The sequence below is a fragment of the Lacinutrix venerupis genome (genome assembly GCF_003663945.1).
Classification (GTDB): Bacteria; Bacteroidota; Bacteroidia; order Flavobacteriales; family Flavobacteriaceae; genus Lacinutrix; species Lacinutrix venerupis.
Genome location: NZ_RCCH01000003.1, coordinates 115,762 through 137,193 on the forward strand (window position 1 = coordinate 115,762; position 21,432 = coordinate 137,193).

Consider the following 21,432-nt stretch of genomic DNA (forward strand, 5'->3'; position numbering starts at 1 on the left):
ATTTTATTATGAAACGTATAATATTTTCAATTTTACTTGTTGCAATTTCCATAACAATACAAGCTCAAGAATTTAAGCAGCAACAATTAGACACTATTTTAATCTCTTCTACAAGAATAGATTTACCATTTTCTGAAAACTCAAGAACCATATCTGTAATTTCTCAAGAAGATATTAAAAAAAGTGCAACAACTAATGTTGCAGATTTATTGCAACAAGTGGCAGGAGTAGATGTAAGGCGTCGTGGAACCTCTGGAATGCAAGCAGATTTATACATTCGTGGTGGTGGTTTTGACCAAACATTATTACTTATAGATGGAATAAAGGTTGAAGATGCTCAAACGGGACACCATACCATGAATATGGCTTTACCATTAGAAGTAATAGAGCGTGTAGAAATTATAAAAGGTCCTGCAGCGAGAGTATTTGGACAAAATGCATTTACAGGAGCAATTAATATTGTAACTAAAAAAAATGCAGAAAAAATAGGTTCTGTAGGTTATCAATTAGGTTCTTACAATCAGCAAAATGTAGCTGCAACATTAGGACAGAATTTTAAAAATACTTCTGTTATTGCACATGCATCTGTAAATTCATCAGATGGTTATAGATTTAATACAGATTATAATAACCAAAATTACTTTTTAAAAGCAGCATTTAATACCAATAAAACACCAATAAATCTTATAGCTTCCTTTCAAGAAAGAAAATTTGGAGCAAATGGATTTTATGCAAGTCCTACAGCAAAAAACCAATACGAAGAAACTCAGGCAAGCTTGGTAGGAATAACAACCAATATTAAAAAAGGAAAACTTACACTAAAACCAAAATTGTATTGGAAACGAAATCAAGATCTATATGTTTTTGTAAGAAAAAATCCAGAAGTTTATAGAAACTTCCATCAAACTAATAAGGTAGGAGCTTCAATAGACGCCTCTTATAGCTCAAAAATTGGTGTTACTGGTTTTGGAGTAGATGTAGCAAAAGTATTTTTATCTAGTAATAATTTAGGAGAAAGAGATAGGTACATGACTACAGCATTTTTAGAGCACAGATTTAAGTTATTAAATAATAAATTGGATATTACTCCAGGCGTAGCTGTTAATTATTTTACAGATTTTAAATACCATGCATTTCCAGGAATAGATCTTGGTTATAAAATAAATAATAATTTTAAAATTTACGGAAACGTTGGTTATACCTATAGAATACCTACTTATACAGATTTGTTTTATAACGATCCAACAACATTAGGAGATGAGAATTTAGAACCAGAAGAAGCTATTGCTCAAGAATTAGGTTTAAAATTTAAAAAAGGAAACTTTAACGCTTCTGTAGCAGCTTTTAATAGAGATTCTAAAAAATTAATTGACTTTGTAAAAGAAAATGAAACAGATTTGTGGCAAGCAACTAATATAAGAGATTTAAATACAAAAGGTATAGAGTTAAACGCATCTTATGGTTTAAATTTTGCAGGTTTTAATCAGTTTATTAAAACAGGTTATACTTTTTTAGAAGACGATTTAAAAGCTGTGCCAAGTAATTTCTCAAGGTACTCAATAAACTCTTTAAGGCACCAAATAACAGCTAATTTAGAGACACAATTTTTTAAAAATCTATCTCAAAATATTATTTATAAATATGCCGAAAGAACCTCTGGAGAGCATTATATAGTTTTAGATGCTAGTGTAAATTTAAAATTAAAAACAGTAGAGCTTTCTATGATTGCAAACAATATTTTTAATGCAGAATATAGTGAGACTAATTTTGTGCCAATGCCAAAAGGAAACTTATTATTTGGCTTAAAATATAATTTTAAATAGTCCAATATTTACAGAGTCATAACGTTTTATTAACTTTATGCCTTTAAATTAATATTATTGGAACTAAATCTAAAACAAATACCTCGAGTAAAAACAATTACAAAAGAGGATTTTATTAAGCATTATTTTAAACCACAAAAACCTGTGGTTATTGAGCAGTTTATAACAGATTGGCCAGCTTATAAAAAATGGAATCTTGATTATATTAAAGAGATTGCAGGAGATAAAACTGTACCTCTTTATGACGATAGACCAGTGGATTATAAAGATGGTTTTAACGAGCCACACGCAAAAATGAAGATGAGTGAGTATGTTAATTTGTTAAAGCGAGAGCCAACAAAGTTTAGAATTTTTCTTTGGAATATTTTAAAAGAAGTGCCACAACTTCAAAACGATTTTAAATATCCAGACTTTGGGCTACGTTTAATGAAGGGTTTGCCAATGCTGTTTTTTGGAGGAACAAACTCGCATACCTTTATGCATTATGATATTGACTTAGCTAATATATTTCATTTTCATTTTGAAGGTAAAAAACAAGTTATTTTATTCGACCAAAAGCAAAATAAGCATTTGTATAAAATACCACATTCTTTAATTGTTAGAGAAGATATCGATTTTTCCAATCCAGACTTTAAAAAATGGCCAGCTTTGCAAAAGGCAAAAGGTTGGGAGTGTGAGCTTAATCACGGAGAAGTATTATATATGCCAGAAGGTTATTGGCATTATATGCGTTATATTACGCCTGGTTTTTCAATGAGTTTGCGAGCAATAGCAAGACACCCAAAAAACTTAGGAAAAGCTATTTATAATATAATTGTAATGCGTAATTTTGACAACTTAATGCGACGTTTAAAAGGTCAAGATTGGATAGACTGGAAAAACGAACAAGCAATTAAAAACACTAAATAAATTAAATAATGAAAAAAGTATTTTTTGTATTAGCAATATTAAGTGTATCGCTAATAAATGCGCAAGCTTTTGAAGGAAAAGGTGATGAAAAATTTCAAATTGGAGGAAATTTTCAAGATTTAGCTTCAGGGCTAAATGTTAGTTACGATTATGGAATTGGAGAAAACATTTCTATAGGTGTTTCTTCAACCTATGCTCTAAATGTTAAAAACAACAACATCTTAAATGCAGATTTTGGAGATCGCTTCGATATTAAAGCACGTTTTAATGCTAATTTAGGAAACGTTATTAATATAGACGATAATTTTGATGTATATCCAGGTTTAAGTTTAAGTACAAAAAACTTTGGAGGCCATTTAGGAATGCGTTATTTCTTTACAAATGGATTTGGTTTATATTCAGAATTTAATACACCTTTAGCAAAATATAAAGAAAATAATTTTGGAGCAGATTATATACACAATCAATTTACAGCAAGTGTAGGAGCTGTGTTTAATTTGTAAAATAAAAGCAATCTTAAATAAAAAAGCCTTTCATCTTTATAAAGTTGAAAGGCTTTTTATATTCTAGTTAATAAGTTCATTTACTTTACTATACACTAAATGCGATTCCCAACCTCTATACAATAAATACGCGGTAAGTTTCTTTTTTTTCTTCAGTATATTGGTTTCCAATATGGTATTGGCTTTTTTTTCGGCTAAAGCATTAAAAACCTCGATATACTCATCGTCAGAAATTTCTCTAAGCGCAGCATTTATATTAATTTTGGAAATGTCCTTTTTCTTGAGTTCTTGAGTTATACGAAAGCGTCCCCATTTTTTAATGTTAAACTTTCCTCGAACAAAGATTTTGGCAAAACGTTCTTCGTTTAAAAAGTTATGCTGTATAAGGTGTACTATTATTATATCTGCTGCTTCAGGTATAATATTTAAGTCTCTTAATTTTTGTTTAACTTCTTTATGACAACGTTCTTGATAAGCACAGTAATGTTCTAGCTTTTTTTTAGCTTCTTCTACTGTGTAAGATTTTTGTTTTTGATGCATGCACCAAAAATAAGCTATTAATTAATTAACCTAAAACTCCCTCATTTATGAAAAAAAATACAATTCTTTTAATACTTCTATTTGTCTGTAGTATTGGAATTAGCCAGACCACTGTACTTTATTCCGAAAATTTTAATAATCAAATTCATAAAGGAGCTGTATTTAATAATACAACAAATACTACAGATATAGATCTTTCTGGAGTAGATTGGAGTATTGATGTTTCTGCAACTACTTTTCAAATTAACGATAGATTTCGTGTTCAAGGATCTAATGCTAATGGGCGTTTTCAAGGTCGTGATTTAGATGGTTTTGCAAGTTGGTTTTCTCCTGTAATAGATATTAATGGCTTTACAAATGTTAGTTTATCATTAAATGCACGTGAATATAATAACAATGCAGATAATGATACTTTAGAAACCTTATATAGTATTGATGGTGGAGCTTGGATAACAGTAACCGAAATGAATGGGCTTTTATTTAACACGTTTAATATTGCAACAGTATCGCAAACAGGATTAACAGGTAGTACTTTGCAAATACAGGTTATAATGAATAATAACCGTAATACAGAACGTATGGAGTTTGACGATGTTCAAGTTATAGGTACAAATCCAGTTGTGCCAACAATAACTGCAAACCCAAGCGTTGTTACAGGTATGGGTTATGTAGAAGGAGAAGCTTCTGTTGTAGAAGATAGTTTTACTGTTCAAGGTTATAATTTAACAACAGATATTCTTATTGATGCCACATCCACCAATTTTGAAATTTCTACAACTTCTGGAACTGGTTTTGGTAATACTATTTCATTAACACCAAATGCTTCAAATGAAGTTGGTTTAACTACAATATACATAAGATTAGTAGCTGGCTTAACAGCTAACACATATAATGGATCTATTAGTGCGACTAGTTTAGGTGCTACAGATAGATTTATTGATGCAGAAGGAGAGGTTACAACACCAATTGCAGATTGCTCTGAAATAATTATATCGGAATACTTCGAGCCAGCTAATGCTGCTAATGAAAAGTATATAGAATTGTATAATCCTACGAATGTTGATATAGATTTATCAAATTATAGGATTGCTAAATATACAAATGGAAGTATAAGTCCAAATAGTGTTGCTAATTTAACAGGTATTGTAAATGCTTATTCAACATACTTAATCTCAAAATCTGGCTCTACATTATGTGCAAGTGGTGTTGCAGATCGTTGTGTAACTAATAATTCTATGAACTTTAGCGGTAATGATGTTATGGCTTTACAAACTATTAATGGAGAAAATATTGATGTTATTGGTATAATAGGAGATAATTCTAATTTTGCACAAAATGTAAATTTAAAAAGAAACTCGGATGTTAAAATACCAACGGTAGTATATAATGCATCACAATGGACATCTACATCAACAGCAACTAGTAATAACAACACTGCTACATTAGGTTGGCATAATAACGAATGTTTATGTACATCGAGCACAACTTGGGAAACAACAGGTTGGAATCCTATAGCTCCAACCGCTTCAACTGCAGTTATAATTAATGCACCTTACAATACATTAACAGACGGAAATATTACAGCTTGCTCATTAACAGTTAATAATGGAATAATTTTAACTGTAGCAGATAACTCTTTTATTGATATTGAAAGTAATATTGTAGTCAATGGAAATGGAATAATTAATGTGCAAAAAAATGGTTCTGTAGTACAAAATATTTCAAAAGCTAAAGCTGCTATTTTAGATCCTGCAAATGGAGTAATTACTGTAACAAAAGAAACTGCAATAGCAAATAATTGGTATGAGTATACTTACTGGAGTTCTCCTGTAATTGGAGAACAAGTACAAGATGTATTTTTTCAATCTCCTACCGATAGAAGATTTTGGTATAATGCTGCTAATTATGCAGACTTAACAATGGAAACAGCTAACGACGGTTCGGCTGTTCCTGGGCAAGATAATGTAGATGATAATGGAGACGACTGGCAACTTACAGCAGGAACAGATGTGCTTTTACCAGGTGTTGGTTATGCAACTACGCTTTCTCAACTACCTACTTTTCCAAATAGTTTTTCACATATTTTTGAAGGTCCTTTTAATAATGGGACAATTAATGTCCCAGTTGTTAGAAATGATGCTTCGACGGCTGATAAGAATTACAATTTTATTGGTAATCCATATCCTTCTGCAATCTCTGTAAACGCTTTCTTTGCAGAAAATGTAGCATCTTCTGGTATTTTAGATGGTGAAATATATTTGTGGTCACAAAACACTGCTCCAGCTTCAAACATTAATGGAAATTCTGATTTAAATTTTGATACTTCAGATTATGCAGTAATTAATGGAACAACCGGAATTGCTGGTGGAGATGGAGTTATACCAAGTTTATTTATTCCATCTGGGCAAGGCTTTTTTGTAAATTATTCAGATAGTTATGGAAGCACATCTGGAGATGTTATTTTTAATAATAGTATGCGAGTTACAGGAAATAACGATCAGTTTTTTAGAGCATCAAATAACCAAGATAATACTGTTCAAAACACACTATGGCTTAATTTAACATCAGATAATGGTGTAAGAAACCAAATTGCTATTGGTTATTTAGATACTGCTACTGCAGGTTATGATGGTTCTTTTTACGATTCATCAAAAATAACGCCGGTAGGTTTGCACGCTATTTTATATTCAATTATTCCTGGTAATGATAAAAAATTCTCTATTCAAGGTAAAGCTACTAACGATTTAAATATTAACGAGGAAATTCCTCTTGGTATAAATACTAATGTAGATGTACCTACTATTTATACTATTTCAATTGCTCAAATGGAAGGCGATTTTTTAAATAATAATACCATTTATTTGGAAGATGCTTTAACAAATGGAATTCATGATTTATCTAGTAGCGATTATAGTTTTACATCTCAAGTTGGTGAATTTAACAATCGTTTTAAAATTGTATTTCAGGCAAATACATTATCAACCGAAGATTTTGATGCTAGTTCTCAAAACCTATCAATTGTTGAACTTCAAGATAACAACGTACAGTTTTCAATTAATTCTAAAGAGTTAACAATTAAAAATATTGAAATATTGGACCTTTTAGGTCGTAGTATTTATCAATTCCGCGGAAGCGAAAATAAAGAGGTTTATAATTTATCAAACCTAAACAGTTCGGTTTATATTGCTAAAATTGAATTGTCTAACGGAAAGTTAATTGTTAAAAAAGCAATTAAAAAATAAGTGTTAAAAACAAAAAAGCTCCTTTTTAAGGAGCTTTTTTTATAGTGTATATTTTAAAGCAACAATTAAATTTCTTCCTGCTGCCGATATTCCTGATGAGTATGGCCTGTAGCGTTGGTCTGTAATATTCTCTAAACTTGCAGTAATTGAAGTTTCTTTATTAAGCTGATATTGGGTTCTAAAATTTAAAGTGTACCATGATGGAGAATATGGGTTTCCATTCTTATCTAATGCGTATAAATAATCTTTTTCTTGTTCTGAAGGTGCAATTTGATTAAAAGATAATTGGTCGTTATAATTTAAAAATATATCGGCTTTTAGTGTTTTATTTTGCCATACAAAATGTGTGTTTCCAAAGCTTGGTGATACATGCCTAACAGGCACTTCTATACCATCGGTCTCCTCGGTTCCACCAATAATATTATATTGCGATGTTAGTTTTAATTTCTCACTAAAATTAATTTTTGCTCCAACCTCAAAACCATATATCCAAGATTTGGATGCGTTTTGTATGGATTGTACATTGCTTAATTCGCCGTCGTAAAATATTTCGTTTTCACCATTTAATTCACCATCTCTTCGAACTAAAGCATTATCTAAATAGGTGTAATAAGTTGCTGTATCTAAAATAAAAGTGTTATTAAAATTTAAAGCTAAACCTAATTCTCCGCCATACGCATATTCCGGATTTAAATTATTGTTTGGTACAACAACTGAACCAGGTTCGGAGTCGAATACTTTACCAATATCATCTATATTTGGAGCTCTAAAAGCAGAAGAGAAATTAATTTTCCATTGTAATAAATCGTTAGGATTCCAGCTTATACCTGCTGTGCCAGTTAAAGCGCTCGAGTTATTATTTGCTGTTGTAAATGGTAAATTAAGATAGGTGTTGTTTTCTGTAAAATCTGCTTTAGAGGTTACATTGTTATAACGCAATCCAGTTTGAAAAACCAAAGTTGTATTTGGCTTGTATTTTAAACTTGTGTATACTGCTGCAGATTGCCAAGTTGATCCATTAGGATAGCGTGTAACAGTTGGTTCGTTTATGTTTGTTATAATATTTTCTTGAGAACCTACAGAATTTATAGTATTATGAACATATTCTATACCATAAAATAGTTCTGTTTTATTTGTTATTTTTTTTTCTAAGTCTAAATTAAATGAAATAGCATCTACAGCTTCTTCTCTAATATTTTTAAATTCTGACTGAAAATCGCGATCAATTCTACTTTCTTGGAAATTTTGGTAGGCTACTGTTGCTTTAATTTTATCGTAAAGATTAGCTTTACTACTTAATTTTGTAACATTTAAATTAGACATAAACCATTTTTGTGGCCCATAATACCATTCTGCAGAGCGTAAATTTTCACCTCTATAACGTATTAATCTATCGTATCTTGGAGTATTAGATGTTGCTGTATAAAATAGACCTAAATCGAAACTTAAATTGTTTTTAGCTTCATATCGTGCTTTTTGCATGATATTAAACTGGTTGTAACCAGAAGTTTTTTGAATATTTGGATTGTTATTTTCTACAATTATGTCTTTATTATTATTGGTAATTACAAATTCTGGTCTAGTATAATCTTCTGGACCATTACTGCCCATCCTTAAGTCTCCAAAATCGGTATAACTTGCATTTGTAATAAAAGCCCATTTTTTAAAACCATAATTTATATCTAAATGTGCTGTTTTTTCTTGATTTGCAGTAGCGTACCTTAATGCGGCATTAGTTTTAATAAAAGTAGAATCTGTAAAAGATACTTTTGGTGTTTTTGTATAAAAACTCATAACGCCTCCAATAGCATCACTACCATAAATTACATTTCCTGCTCCTAAAGAAACTTCTGTAGATTGTATAGAAAAAGGATCTATAGAGATAACGTTTTGAATATTTCCGCCTCTAAAAATAGCATTGTTCATCCTTACGCCATCTACAGTTATTAATAATCTATTGGTAGAAAAACCTCTAATCATTGGGCTTCCGCCACCTAATTGGCTTTTTTGTATATAAACTTGACCTGTAGATTTTAAGAGATCTGCACTTGTTTGTGGGTTTTCAAAAGCAATTTCTGAAGCACTTACACTCGCTATTTTTTTAGGAACCTCTCTTTTGTTTTCTTTAAATTTTGAAGCTGATATTACAATTTCGTCTAAACCTTGTGATTTGGAGATAAGTAGTACTTTATTATTTTCAATTAGTGCTTTTTTAACAACATATAGCTTAAATGAAATATGCTTAAAATAGATATTTTCTTCTGTGTTGAATATATCTAGGTTAGCTTTACCATAAAAATCTGTAACAACACTTTTAGACTTGTTTTTATTATATATGGCAGTACCAGCAATTGGCTCTTGCGTGCTATTATTTAAAACTAAAACATCTTGAGCTTTGGTGTGTAAACTTAGGCAGAGAAAAAACAGAGAAATTAAAGTGTATTTTTTATTTTTAATTAAATACTTCATTAAATATTTGTAGTGATTTTGGTTTTTTAAAGGTTCCCAAATGTAGTTCAAAATAAACTAAAATGAGACCTAAAAAAGATTGTCTTTGTTTGGCGTTAATTTTAACTAAATCTAAAGCATCAAATGTTGTGCCTAATAGCTTTTTAAGGAGTGTTAAATTTTCGTTTGATATGGAATACTTACTGTATTTTTTATCTTGAAATTCACCAGCTTCTAAATTAAAATAAGGTAATTCTATTTTAGAAGTGTCTGGATAAAATCCTAAATGTTTAGTTAAGTTTAATAGAAATAATAAATGAAAATTGGCATAACTATCTTGGGTATCTAACCATTGTAAAGTTGCTTCTAAGTAATTAAATAAAGTGTCATTTTGCTCTTCTTCTTGAAGTGAACTAGACAAAACTTCGGCTAAAAACATAACTATTGCACTTTTTAGTACACTGGTATGAAGACTAGAGTAGAGGTGATTAATTTTTACTTCTTTTATATATTGAAGTGATCTTGATGGTTTAAAATCTGTTACAATTTGAAGTTGTGTTAGTAATTGATAATAGGCAACTTTTGAACCTTTTTTAGATTTTAAAATACCTTTTAAGAGGTAACTAACTATTCCTTCTTTTTGTGTATAGCATTTAATTATTAAATCGTTGTCACGATATTTTAGTTTAGAAAGAACAATTGCATTTGTGGTTAGTAACATTATCTAACTACCATTAGTTTAAGAACTTTTGTTTCAAAAGAATCTAAATCTGCTATCATTACCATATAAACACCACTTGCTACAGTTTTACCAGACATGTTTTTACCATTCCAAAGCGCTGTTCCTCCGTCTATTTCTAAATTATACCCACTAAACTTAGTATTTGTTCTTGATTCTGCTTCGGTAACAAGGTTTCCTTCAATATCTAATATTTTTATATTAACGTTTTCTGTAATGCCTTTTATTTTAATTTTTTCGTCGTTAATATTAAAGTTTGGTCTTACAGGATTTGGGTATACATAAGCTTCTTGAAGTGTAGCATCGGGCGCTGAAGTTTCACTATTAAAAGAAACCATACCTTTACTTGTAGCTATATAAACAATTCCATTTGTTTCGTCTAAACTTATATCTATAACTTGATTTGTTGGTAAAGGAGAGTTGTCTTTTGTAAAGTGGTATATGGTTTCTTGACCATCTGAAGAAAAGTAATAAACACCAGTATCTAATGTTCCTATCCATTTATTATTTGCACCATCTACTTCTATATCTTTTACATATTGCTGAAATAATAATTCGCTAGCCACGCCATCATCAAGAATAATAATTTCTGAAGGTTCGAAATCAGGGTCGTCAAAAAATGCTTCTGTATTATAGATAACTCTTAATCCTTTATCTGTACCAAGCCATACTTGATTTTGTTTATCTACTTTTAAGGTTTTTACCGAAGGAGAAGGGAGGTTTTCTTCTTCAGATTCTATGTTTTTTAATTCTTCGGTATCAGGTTTGTAGCCAAATATCCCTTTTCTATGACCACCAATCCAAACAATTCCATTTTGGTCTACATCTACAGATCCATAACCAATTTCGGTATTTGCATTTAAAATTATTTCGCTGAAATCGTAAGATTTCCATTCACCAGTTGTTAAATTAAATGACTTTAAAGGTTCTAAAATTTTTGCATTTGTACACCATAAAATTCCATTTTGATCTATTACAGAACCAGCATTTCTAATATCAATACCTGCATTCCAAGAGGATTGAAAAGTACTATTATCTACACTATATAAAACGGTAGGATCATCATTTACAACTTCTATTAAACCATGAACAAAAGAGCTTATGTATACTTTGTTAGGATTAAATGGGTTGATATGGATTTTATTTAAATTAACTGCACCAAAAACACTGTCAAAAGGAATATTATTCCATTGCTCTCCTTTTAAATGGCTAAAACCTCTTTGACGTAAGGGAAAAGGGTTGTAAGAAACTGTATAATCACCATAAGTCATCCAAACATTATTATCCGTTGCTTCAATAGAAAAACCATTATTTGAAAGTGGTGAAGAGGGATGAATTTCATCTATTTGTGTTAAATCTGATAGGTTTATTTTTAAAATTCCAAAAGCAGTTTTATTAGTTACAAAAACACCTTGTGTACCTATAAAAACATCATTTTCTTCATTAATTATTGCAGAGGTAAAATTTGTTGGATAATCTTCTAATGTATTTATAACAGAGTTTTCGGTAAATGGCTCTGTATTATATACATATACAGCATTTAACAATGTTACTATAAGCTGGTTGTTGTTTTTACTTAAGTGATTTATCTGGCCGGTATAATCTACTCTTTGAACAAAAGAATTCCCAACAAGTTCATATAAAATTGTGTTATCTCTAGCAATAAAAAGTTTATCGCCTACAAATTCAATTTCTAACCAGTTAGCATTATCTAATTGTTGCCATTGCTGGAAATCTATTAAATTAGAGTTGTTTACATCTGCTTTAAAAAGACCATTTTCTGTAGCAACAAAAATTTCTTCTTGAAAAACAGCAATATCGTTAACAGTTAATTGAGAGCCGTTAGGTCCTATAAAAAAAGTATCGCCAAATTCTAAAGCGTTAATATCATAAACTGAAATACCATAGTCTGTAGATATATATGCTAAGCCATTATATACTGTAAAATTATTAATCCTTTTGTCTATTGGTGGTATTGTGGGTTTGTTTAAAATATCTACAACAGTTCTTATGTCTTGGCTAGATTCTAGATAAACTTGCATTAATCCGTTTTCAAAACCAATTAGTAGTAATCCATTTTCCTCAACATATTGAATACTTGAAATTGTTTCTCCCGAGAGTCCATTAATTGTGGTAAGTTCTTTTATTTCGTTTGTTTGGGTGTCGAAAATAAAAACAGCATTTTCTGCGGCACCAAAAACTTTAGAATTACCTTGAGAAATATCGTTTATATCTAAATAAGAAAAATAGCCTTTCCAATCTCTTGAGTAATCTTGAGAGTATATTGTTAAAGGGAAAAATAATATTAGAAGTATATTTTTTATTTTCATAGCATATAATTACGTTTAGATAACGTATAATATTGCAAAAATATATACAAAAACTAAAAAAGCTTCCATTTAGGAAGCTTTTTTAAATAAATTATCTCTTTGTTACACAACACCTTGTGCTAACATAGCGTCTGCTACTTTAACAAAGCCAGCAATATTTGCTCCTTTTACGTAATCGATACTGCCATCTTTTTGTGTTCCGTATTTTACGCAAGATTCATGAATGTCATTCATAATCTGTTTAAGTTTAGTATCAACCTCTTCTCTTGTCCAGTTGTATCTTAAAGAGTTTTGACTCATTTCTAATCCAGATGTTGCTACACCTCCAGCATTAGAAGCTTTACCAGGAGAGAATAAAACTTTTGCTTTTTGTAAAACCTCTATGGCTTCTGGTGTTGTAGGCATGTTTGCACCTTCTGCAACTGCCATAACATTGTTTTTAACTAAAACTTCTGCTTCTTCTTTGTTTAATTCGTTTTGTGTTGCACATGGCATAGCTACATCACAATTAACACTCCACGGTCTTTCTCCTTTAAAGAATTTAGCCGAAGTATATTTATCTACATACTCACTAATTCTTCCACGGTTAACATTTTTAATTTCCATAACAAATGCTAATTTTTCAGCATCTATACCATCTTCATCATAAATGTATCCAGAAGAGTCTGATAATGTAACTACTTTTCCTCCTAGTTGAGTTACTTTTTCACATGCAAATTGAGCTACATTTCCAGAACCAGAGATAACAACAGTTTTACCTTCTAAAGAGTCGTTTTTTGTTGCTAACATATTTTTTGCAAAATATACACAACCATAACCTGTTGCTTCTGGTCTTATTAAAGAACCACCATAGCTAATTCCTTTTCCAGTTAAGACTCCTGTAAATTCGTTAGCAAGTCTCTTGTATTGACCAAACATATAACCAATTTCACGTCCACCAACACCTATATCTCCTGCAGGAACATCTGTATTAGCACCAATGTGTCTATAAAGTTCTGTCATAAAAGATTGGCAAAAACGCATAACTTCGTTATCGCTTTTTCCTTTTGGATTAAAGTCACTTCCTCCTTTACCACCACCCATAGGTAATGTTGTTAAAGAGTTTTTAAATACTTGTTCGAAACCTAAAAATTTTAAAATACTTAAGTTTACAGATGGATGAAAACGTAAACCTCCTTTATATGGTCCTATAGCAGAATTAAATTCTACTCTAAATGCTCTATTTACTTGTGTATTTCCTTTATCATCTATCCAAGGTACTCTAAAAATTATTGTGCGTTCTGGCTCGACCATACGTTCTAATAACATTTTATTTTGGTACTGAGGATTTTCTTCAATAAATGGAATTACAGTTTCTGCAACTTCATGAACAGCTTGTAAAAACTCTGGTTCATGACTATTTTTTTCCTTTACTAAATCTAAAAATGCTTGAATTTTATCTTCCATTTAACAGACGATTTTATGTTTTTAATAATTGAATTACTTGTTTTGTGGAGCAAAGATACATTATCTTTAAAAAAAACGCTTCTTTTTTTTCTATTTCGCAATCATTATTTTTTATTTTAATATCAATAAAAAAATATTATGTTGCGTTTTGCCTATATATTTTGTTTGTTTATCGGCTTTTTATATATATTTGTCTGTTTAATGCCTCTAAATTATAGAAATAACCATGCTTAATTTAAAAATTCTAACCAAGTTTATAATTATACTGCTTACTATTCAGGTCTCTTTTGCGCAATTAGGTTTTTCTCACGAAATAGGAATAATTACTGGACCTGTTGCTTTTAAATCTGATTATGGTTTAAGAAATGAATTTGAAACAAATGCAGGAAATAGTGGATTTGGCATTGGTTTAGTACACTATATTAATTTTGCTTATCAAGCAGATTGTAATTGTTATACTACCGATAATTATTTTAACGATCACTTTAAATTAAGAACAGAAATATCTTATAATACAACAAAACTTGAGCATTTTGGAGAATATGTGGAGCCAGATAGAACAGGAAGAGGTGCTCAACAATTAAGAGGTCAAAAAGGAGAGGCTAATAATTTTGACATAGGAATGCAAATTGAATATTTTCCACTAAGTATTCGTTCTTTTCAAGCTTTTGCTTATAAATTTGCACCATTTGTAAGTTTAGGTGCGCATTATGTTTCTTATAATCCAGAAGTGAGTTCTACTTTTACTGGCCCAGGAAATACTTATTACGATCCGTGGTATGTAACTCCAGATTCTACACCTATAGATGTTAGTGGAGGCAGTACTTGGTCTGTTGTATCTAGTATGGGTGCACGTTATAAATTAAGTACATCTGCCGATTTAATGATTGATTTAAGAGGTCAGTATTATTTTAACGACTATATAGATGGTTTAAATCATGAATTAAAATATAATAAATATAACGATTGGATGGTTTGGCTAAATTTTGGATACATTTATTATTTAGATTAAACTTTTAATATAAAACAAAAATGCTCAAGTTTATACTTGAGCATTTTTGTTTTATAAAAGTCTGTAACTTATCCTAAGGCTTGTTTTAAATCGTTTATTAAATCTTCTTCATCTTCAATACCAACACTTAGTCTAATTAAAGAATCTACTACACCTGTTTTTTCTCGCTCTTCTTTTGGGATGCTTGCATGTGTCATACTAGCAGGATGTCCAGCTAAAGATTCTACACCACCAAGCGATTCTGCTAAAGTGAAAATTTTTAAATTTTCTACAAGTTTTATAGCTTCTTCGTAATTATTTCCTTTAGTAGTAAAAGACAGCATGCCACCAAAATCCTTCATTTGAGATTTTGCTATATCATGATTTGGATGGTTTTTAAAACCTGGCCAATATACGTTTTCTACTTTTGGATGCGTTGCAAGATATTTGGCAATTGCTTTGCCATTTTCACAATGACGTTGCATTCTAACATGTAAAGTTTTTATGCCGCGTAGTGCTAAAAAAGAATCTTGTGGGCCGCAAATGGCGCCACTAGCATTTTGTATAAAATATAGTTTATCTGCAAGTTCTTTATCTTTTACAACTAAAGCTCCCATTACTAAATCACTATGTCCACCAATATACTTAGTTGCAGAGTGCATAATAATATCTGCGCCTAAATCTAGAGGTTGTTGTAAATAAGGCGTGGCAAATGTGTTGTCTACTGCAAGCAGTATATTGTGTTTTTTTGCAATGCTTGCGGTTGCTTTTATATCTATTATATTTAGCATTGGGTTTGTAGGTGTTTCTACCCAAATAAGTTTTGTATTATTATTTATATAATTTTCGATATTAGAGGCATTACTCATGCCTACAAAGTGAAATTTAATACCAAAGTCTTCAAAAATAGATGTGAATAATCTATAGGTTCCGCCGTACAAATCGTTAGTAGAAATTACCTCGTCGCCAGGTTTTAAAAGCTTTAAAACAGCATCAATAGCAGCTAGTCCAGAACCAAATGCTAAACCAAACGTTCCATTTTCTATACTAGCAAAGGCATTTTCTAAAGCATGTCTAGTGGGATTGTGGGTTCTAGAATATTCGTAACCTTTATTTCCTCCAGGTGTAGTTTGAGCATATGTTGAGGTTTGGTAAATAGGAGGCATTACAGCTCCATAAGCTACATCAGGATGTTGTTTACCATGAATGGTTTTTGTATTGAATTTCATATGCTTATTTTTATTAATATTTTAAAGCTAAAAACAATTTTTAGTTTTTTTTGATTACAACAAAAATAGCCTTTAATTCGTTGTATGTAAATTGTAATAAAACCTTTAGTTAATGTTTAACAGTTATTATTTAAAATTAATAAAATTTTTTAGCGTCATTATTATTATAACTTTTGTTTTTTCTTGTAAAGAAGATACGGTAGTTGTTTTTGATGAGATTTCAATTATAGATGAAGATGAAGTAATTATTGAGATAAATATTCCTGTAGCTAAAGGACAAACAGAAGCAGCAAAACAAATTAACACAACACTTAATTATTTTGTAAATAATGCATTAAATATTGATTCAGTTTCTGAAACAAAAGAGAGCACAGAAGAGAGTATTATTAATTTTAAAAAGTCTTATAAAGACTTTAAAACCCAAATAGGTAAAACGTTATATACAAATTTACCAGCTTGGGAGGTTTTAATTGATGGAGAAGTAATTTATACAAATGAAACGTTAGCTTCTATTGCAATGAATTCTAGTATTAATACTGGTGGTGCTCATGGTAACTTAATTTTTAGGTTTTTTAATTTTGATGTTAAAACAGGCTTAAAATTAGAAACAAAAGACTTAATAAACGATATTCCTTCCTTTACAGCTATAGCTCAAAAATATTATAATAAAGAACTATTGTCTGCAAATAACAATCGTATAGAAGCTTTTAAAAACGATACATTTAAATTACCTGAAAACCTTGGGTTTAGCGAGGATGGCGTAATAGTATTTTATGATACTTATAACTCTGCGGTAAATAATGTTATAGAATTTACCATCCCATATACAGTAGTAAACGATTATTTAAACTTTTAAAGCACGTAACAATGCTAAAATATAACCAGCATGCATACCTTCATGTATTAAAGCAAATTGTATTGCCTGGTTTACGTTTGTAAGCGTATTTCCTGTGGTAGATAAAGTATATTCATTAAATGTTTTAAATACTTTCGAACCAAAGTCTGCCTCTGTATGTTCTATTGTTGAAAATGCCAAAGCTTTTAATTCGTCTACTTCTTCTTGAGTAGCTTTTCCGTCTGGTTTTGTTCCTTTTTTGTATTTAGCAATAAGTACATCGCTAACATTTGGTTTTAATCCAGAAAGTTTATAAACTAATATTTGTTCTGTAACTATACTGTGCCCAATATTCCAGATAATGTTATTGTTAAATCCATTAGGAATAGCATTAAGCTGGGCTAAAGACAATTCTTCTAAATACGCTTTAAAAAAGCCTCTTGTTTTTGTAAAGACCTCAAATGTAAAATCCATAATTCAAATTTTTTATAAATATAGTAGAATCTCATTTAAATGAATTTAATTTGTAGTGTTAAAACTATTATGATGATTGATAAAGTATATTATTTGAAATCTTGTAGTACGTGTATTCGTATTTTAAAAGAGTTAAATCTGCGAGAAAATGTAGAGCTTCAAAATATTAAAACTGAAGCTATAACCGAAGAGCAAATTAAACAAATGAAAGATCTTGCAGGTAGTTATGAAGCTCTTTTTAGTAAAAGAGCAACACTTTACAAACAACGCGATTTAAAAAATAAAAATTTAACAGAAACCGATTATAAAAACTTAATACTAGAGCATTATACTTTTTTAAGCCGACCAGTTTTTATATTAAACAATAAAATATTTATAGGTAACTCTAAGGCTAATGTTGAGGCTGTTAAAAATGAATTGAATGAAAACTAGATATTGGGCATTAATAGCTGCCTTTATAGTACAATTACTTTACGGTTTAAATTTTACATTTGCTAAAGATGTTATGTCTGGTGGTTTTATGAAACCGTTTGGTTTTATATTAGTTAGAGTTGCAGGAGCAACTTTATTATTTTGGATATTTAGTTTTTTAGGACCTAAAGAAAAAATAGATAAAAAAGATTATTTAATTATATTTTATGCTGCTATTTTTGGAGTAGCTTTAAATATGCTAACCTTTTTTAAAGGTTTAGAGTTTACAACACCAATTCATGCTTCTGTAATTATGATTACTACACCTATTATTGTGTTAGTACTATCATCAATTTTTTTAAAAGAGCGTATTACAAATTATAAGGTTTTAGGTGTAATTTTAGGTTTTGCTGGAGCTTTGGTACTAAGTCTATACGGTAAATCTAATTTAGAAGGAGATAATGTTTTACTTGGCAATTTGTTTGTGCTTATAAACGCTGTGTCTTACAGTATTTACATTATAATTATAAAAAAACTAACTAATAAATACCATCCATTTACTTTTATAAGATGGTTGTTTTTGTTTGGGTTAATTTTAGTTATTCCATTTGGTTATAAAGAATTAATATCTGCTCAGCCTTCTACATTTACACCATATATTTTCTTTTCTATAGGATTTGTGGTTATAGGTGCCACTTTTGGAACATATTTACTAAATCCACTAGCATTAAAACATTTAAGAGCATCTACAGTAACAACCTTTATATATTTGCAGCCAGTAATAGCTGGAATTTTTGCAATAATTATGGGTAGCGATAGTGTTACATCTGTAAAACTAATAGCTTCAGCTTTAATATTTTCAGGAGTATATTTAGTAACTAAAAAACCTAAAGTTAAACTAGAGGTTTAAATTTTTAGGTGTACGACCATTAGCACGAGTATCTTCTTTAGTAAGTATTTTAAAGTCTTCAGATTTTGGAAAAGAATCTGCTAAGTCCATAAGTTGCTGAGGTAAATTAGTCATTTTCCTTACTTTTAAATCTATCCAGGCACCAAGCATTTCACAAAATGCTATATTTTCACCTTTATGGTTGTAAAAGTTATGGTCGAATTTAAAAAAAGTTCCATCTTCACTTAGTCCAGAAACCTCTAAAGATACCGTTATTGGTTGTCCCATAAAAGCCTCTTTAAAATAGTGCATATGCTCATAAAAAACAACAGGTCCAATATTGTGCATAGCTAATTCTTTCATGGTAAAACCATGTTCTATTAAAAATGCCATTCTGGTATGGCTCATAAAATTAGTGTAGGCAGAATTGGCTAAATGTCTGTTGGCGTCAACGTCACTCCAGCGTATTTCGAACTGTTTTTTGTACATATTTTGGTTTTTAATAAGCAAAGTTACAGTTTTTTAAGGATTCTGTTTTGCTTATCTTTGCTCAACTTTACAAATTATTTTATGATACATTCAATGACAGGTTATGGTAAATCTGTTTTACAATTACCAACAAAAAAAATAACAATTGAGCTAAAATCGCTTAATAGCAAGAACTTAGACTTGAATGCTAGAATGCCTTCAATTTACAGAGAAAAAGAATTACACTTACGTAAATTAATGGCAAAAGAGTTAACTCGAGGAAAAATAGACTTCTCGATTTACGTAGAAGCCACTGCAGAAGATACTTCAACAAAAATTAATACTCCAGTTGTTAAACAATACATACAACAACTTAAAAATGTTGTAGATGGTAATGAATTAGATTTGTTAAAAATGGCTGTTCGTTTTCCAGATGCTTTAAATACAGAGCGCGAAGAGATAGATAATAACGAGTGGGAACAAATAGAAAGTGAAATTACAGTAGCTATTGCAGCTATTAACGAGTATCGTTTAAATGAAGGTAAAGTTTTAGAGGCAGATTTTAAAAACCGTGTTGCTACCATAGCAAATTTGCTAGAGCAAGTAATTACTATGGATCCTGAGCGTGTAGAAGGCGTACGTGAGCGTTTAAAGAAAGGTGTAGAAGAGTTAAAGGAGAAATACGATGAAAACCGTTTTGAGCAGGAATTAGTATATTATATTGAAAAATTTGATATCACCGAAGAAAAAGTACGTTTAAAAAACCATTTAGAATATTTTATAAAAACCTTAAATTCTAAAGATTCTAACGGAAAAAAATTAGGATTTATAGGCCAAGAAATGGGTAGAGAAATCAATACTATTGGGTCTAAAAGTAATTATGCGCCAATGCAGCAATTGGTTGTACAAATGAAAGACGAGCTGGAGAAAATTAAGGAGCAACTACTTAACGTTTTATAAAAATGAAGCAAGGAAAATTAATAGTATTCTCTGCACCATCAGGCTCTGGAAAAACAACTATTGTTAGGCATTTATTAAAAAAAGAAGCACTTAATTTAGCATTTTCTATTTCAGCAACCTCTCGCGAAAAACGTGGTGCCGAAGTGCATGCTGAAGATTACTACTTTTTATCTGCAAGCGAATTTAAACAGCATATAAAAAATGACGATTTTCTTGAATGGGAAGAAGTTTATAGAGATAATTTTTACGGTACTTTAAAAACAGAAGTAGAACGTTTATGGGCTTTGGGTAAAAATGTAATTTTCGATATAGATGTCTCTGGAGGACTACGTATAAAGCGTAAATTCCCAGAGCAAACCTTAGCCGTTTTTGTAAAACCACCAAGTATAGACGAGCTTAAAATTAGGCTTAAAAAAAGAAAAACAGAAAGCGACGATAAAATAAATATGCGTGTAGCAAAAGCAAGTGCAGAATTAGCAACAGCACCGCTTTTTGATGTAATTATAGAAAACGATAATTTAGATAAAGCATTACAGCAAGCAGAAAATATTGTGGGACATTTTTTAATAACCGAAACAAAAGTTTAAAAATGAAAATTGGCCTATATTTTGGTTCATTTAACCCAATTCATATTGGGCATTTAATTATCGCAAACCAATTAGTGGAGAATAGTGATTTAGACCAAATTTGGTTTGTAGTAACGCCACACAATCCTTTTAAAAAGAAAAGTACTTTACTGGACAATCACCAGCGTTTAGAAATGGTGTATCTCGCTACTAAAGATTACGATAAATTAAAAGAGAGTAATATAGAGTTTAATTTACCACAACCAAACTATACTATAAATACACTTACCTATTTACAGGAAAAGTACCCAACACATAATTTTGCTTTAATTATGGGAGAAGATAATTTAAAGAGTTTCCATAAATGGAAAAATTATGAAGTTATCTTAGAAAACCATAACATTTACGTGTATCCTAGAATTTCAGAAGGTATTGTAGAAACCCGATTTACAAATCACGAAAAAATACATAGAGTTAAGGCTCCAATTATGGAAATTTCTTCAACCATGATTAGAAATGCTATAAAAAATGGTAAAAATGTAAAGCCATTATTACCTAAAAAAGTTTGGGAATATGTAGATGAAATGAATTTTTATAAATAAATTGCTATCCCTATACTTAACCAATAT

At 30.2% G+C, this 21,432-nt stretch carries 19 protein-coding genes; 11 read left to right on the forward strand and 8 right to left on the reverse strand.

Annotated elements, in window-relative coordinates; genetic code table 11:
• Window positions 1-8 precede the first annotated feature (8 nt).
• From CLV86_RS05250 to CLV86_RS05260, 3 genes are read left to right on the forward strand one after another with little or no spacing between them, the layout of a single operon-like run.
• Window positions 9-1,823, forward strand: a complete 1,815-nt coding sequence (locus tag CLV86_RS05250) for a TonB-dependent receptor plug domain-containing protein (RefSeq protein WP_121050489.1) — start codon at window positions 9-11, stop codon at window positions 1,821-1,823.
• A 57-nt stretch (window positions 1,824-1,880) separates the two neighbouring features.
• The gene (locus CLV86_RS05255; RefSeq protein WP_076731763.1) at window positions 1,881-2,732 is read left to right on the forward strand and encodes a cupin-like domain-containing protein; all 852 of its coding nucleotides are present in this window, start codon (window positions 1,881-1,883) and stop codon (window positions 2,730-2,732) included.
• 8 nt (window positions 2,733-2,740) lie between these two features.
• Window positions 2,741-3,235: a DUF6646 family protein gene (locus CLV86_RS05260; protein ID WP_076731764.1), complete on the forward strand. Its 495-nt coding sequence runs from the start codon at window positions 2,741-2,743 to the stop codon at window positions 3,233-3,235.
• A gap of 63 nt (window positions 3,236-3,298) precedes the next feature.
• Here CLV86_RS05260 and CLV86_RS05265 read toward each other — a convergent pair whose 3' ends face one another.
• Window positions 3,299-3,775, reverse strand: coding sequence for a regulatory protein RecX (locus CLV86_RS05265; protein WP_076731765.1), 477 nt, complete (start codon window positions 3,773-3,775; stop codon window positions 3,299-3,301).
• Between the two features lie 47 nt (window positions 3,776-3,822).
• Here CLV86_RS05265 and CLV86_RS05270 point away from each other — a divergent pair, with 47 nt between their 5' ends.
• Complete coding sequence (locus CLV86_RS05270) at window positions 3,823-7,017, forward strand: lamin tail domain-containing protein (protein WP_121050492.1); 3,195 nt, start codon at window positions 3,823-3,825, stop codon at window positions 7,015-7,017.
• Between the two features lie 39 nt (window positions 7,018-7,056).
• On the opposite strand, the gene CLV86_RS05275 is transcribed toward CLV86_RS05270, so the two are convergent.
• From CLV86_RS05275 to gdhA, 4 genes are all read right to left on the reverse strand, one after another.
• Window positions 7,057-9,486 carry a TonB-dependent receptor plug domain-containing protein gene (locus CLV86_RS05275; RefSeq protein WP_121050495.1) on the reverse strand — a complete coding sequence of 810 codons (2,430 nt, stop codon included), beginning with the start codon at window positions 9,484-9,486 and terminating at the stop codon, window positions 7,057-7,059.
• Window positions 9,470-10,186: a DNA repair protein RecO gene (gene recO, locus CLV86_RS05280; protein ID WP_076731767.1), complete on the reverse strand. Its 717-nt coding sequence runs from the start codon at window positions 10,184-10,186 to the stop codon at window positions 9,470-9,472. Before recO ends, CLV86_RS05275 begins: the two co-directional genes overlap by 17 nt.
• Entirely contained in the window at window positions 10,186-12,534 is a 2,349-nt protein-coding gene (porZ, locus tag CLV86_RS05285; protein WP_121050498.1) for a type IX secretion system anionic LPS delivery protein PorZ, read from the reverse strand. The genes recO and porZ overlap by 1 nt, the downstream gene beginning before the upstream one ends.
• A gap of 102 nt (window positions 12,535-12,636) precedes the next feature.
• Window positions 12,637-13,980 (reverse strand): NADP-specific glutamate dehydrogenase, encoded by a 1,344-nt coding sequence (gdhA, locus tag CLV86_RS05290; RefSeq protein ID WP_076731769.1) that lies wholly within the window; start codon window positions 13,978-13,980, stop codon window positions 12,637-12,639.
• Window positions 13,981-14,206: 226 nt separating this feature from the next.
• Here gdhA and CLV86_RS05295 point away from each other — a divergent pair, with 226 nt between their 5' ends.
• Window positions 14,207-14,992: a THC0290_0291 family protein gene (locus CLV86_RS05295; protein ID WP_121050501.1), complete on the forward strand. Its 786-nt coding sequence runs from the start codon at window positions 14,207-14,209 to the stop codon at window positions 14,990-14,992.
• Between the two features lie 68 nt (window positions 14,993-15,060).
• On the opposite strand, the gene CLV86_RS05300 is transcribed toward CLV86_RS05295, so the two are convergent.
• Window positions 15,061-16,200 carry a cystathionine gamma-synthase gene (locus CLV86_RS05300; protein WP_121050504.1) on the reverse strand — a complete coding sequence of 380 codons (1,140 nt, stop codon included), beginning with the start codon at window positions 16,198-16,200 and terminating at the stop codon, window positions 15,061-15,063.
• A gap of 112 nt (window positions 16,201-16,312) precedes the next feature.
• Between CLV86_RS05300 and CLV86_RS05305 the strand changes: the two genes are divergently transcribed.
• Window positions 16,313-17,056, forward strand: a complete 744-nt coding sequence (locus tag CLV86_RS05305) for a PdaC/SigV domain-containing protein (protein ID WP_121050507.1) — start codon at window positions 16,313-16,315, stop codon at window positions 17,054-17,056.
• Here CLV86_RS05305 and CLV86_RS05310 read toward each other — a convergent pair.
• The gene (locus CLV86_RS05310) at window positions 17,045-17,509 is read right to left on the reverse strand and encodes a DinB family protein (protein WP_121050510.1); all 465 of its coding nucleotides are present in this window, start codon (window positions 17,507-17,509) and stop codon (window positions 17,045-17,047) included. The genes CLV86_RS05305 and CLV86_RS05310 overlap by 12 nt on opposite strands.
• A 39-nt stretch (window positions 17,510-17,548) precedes the next feature.
• Here CLV86_RS05310 and CLV86_RS05315 point away from each other — a divergent pair, with 39 nt between their 5' ends.
• Window positions 17,549-17,941 carry an arsenate reductase family protein gene (locus tag CLV86_RS05315; RefSeq protein WP_249037454.1) on the forward strand — a complete coding sequence of 131 codons (393 nt, stop codon included), beginning with the start codon at window positions 17,549-17,551 and terminating at the stop codon, window positions 17,939-17,941.
• Window positions 17,931-18,830 carry a DMT family transporter gene (locus tag CLV86_RS05320; RefSeq protein WP_121050516.1) on the forward strand — a complete coding sequence of 300 codons (900 nt, stop codon included), beginning with the start codon at window positions 17,931-17,933 and terminating at the stop codon, window positions 18,828-18,830. The genes CLV86_RS05315 and CLV86_RS05320 overlap by 11 nt, the downstream gene beginning before the upstream one ends.
• Here the strand turns inward: CLV86_RS05320 and CLV86_RS05325 are convergent.
• Window positions 18,819-19,298: an acyl-CoA thioesterase gene (locus tag CLV86_RS05325; protein WP_121050519.1), complete on the reverse strand. Its 480-nt coding sequence runs from the start codon at window positions 19,296-19,298 to the stop codon at window positions 18,819-18,821. The two genes, CLV86_RS05320 and CLV86_RS05325, sit on opposite strands and share 12 nt — an antisense overlap.
• Before the next feature lie 81 nt (window positions 19,299-19,379).
• Here CLV86_RS05325 and CLV86_RS05330 point away from each other — a divergent pair, with 81 nt between their 5' ends.
• The 3 genes from CLV86_RS05330 to nadD are packed head-to-tail and all read left to right on the forward strand — an operon-like array spanning window position 19,380 to window position 21,405.
• Window positions 19,380-20,237 (forward strand): YicC/YloC family endoribonuclease, encoded by an 858-nt coding sequence (locus tag CLV86_RS05330; protein WP_121050522.1) that lies wholly within the window; start codon window positions 19,380-19,382, stop codon window positions 20,235-20,237.
• Window positions 20,238-20,239: 2 nt separating this feature from the next.
• A complete protein-coding gene (gmk, locus tag CLV86_RS05335) occupies window positions 20,240-20,824 on the forward strand; it encodes a guanylate kinase (protein ID WP_076731777.1) in 585 nt (194 codons plus the stop codon).
• A gap of 2 nt (window positions 20,825-20,826) precedes the next feature.
• Window positions 20,827-21,405, forward strand: coding sequence for a nicotinate (nicotinamide) nucleotide adenylyltransferase (gene nadD / locus CLV86_RS05340; RefSeq protein ID WP_121050525.1), 579 nt, complete (start codon window positions 20,827-20,829; stop codon window positions 21,403-21,405).
• Window positions 21,406-21,432: the final 27 nt, after the last annotated feature.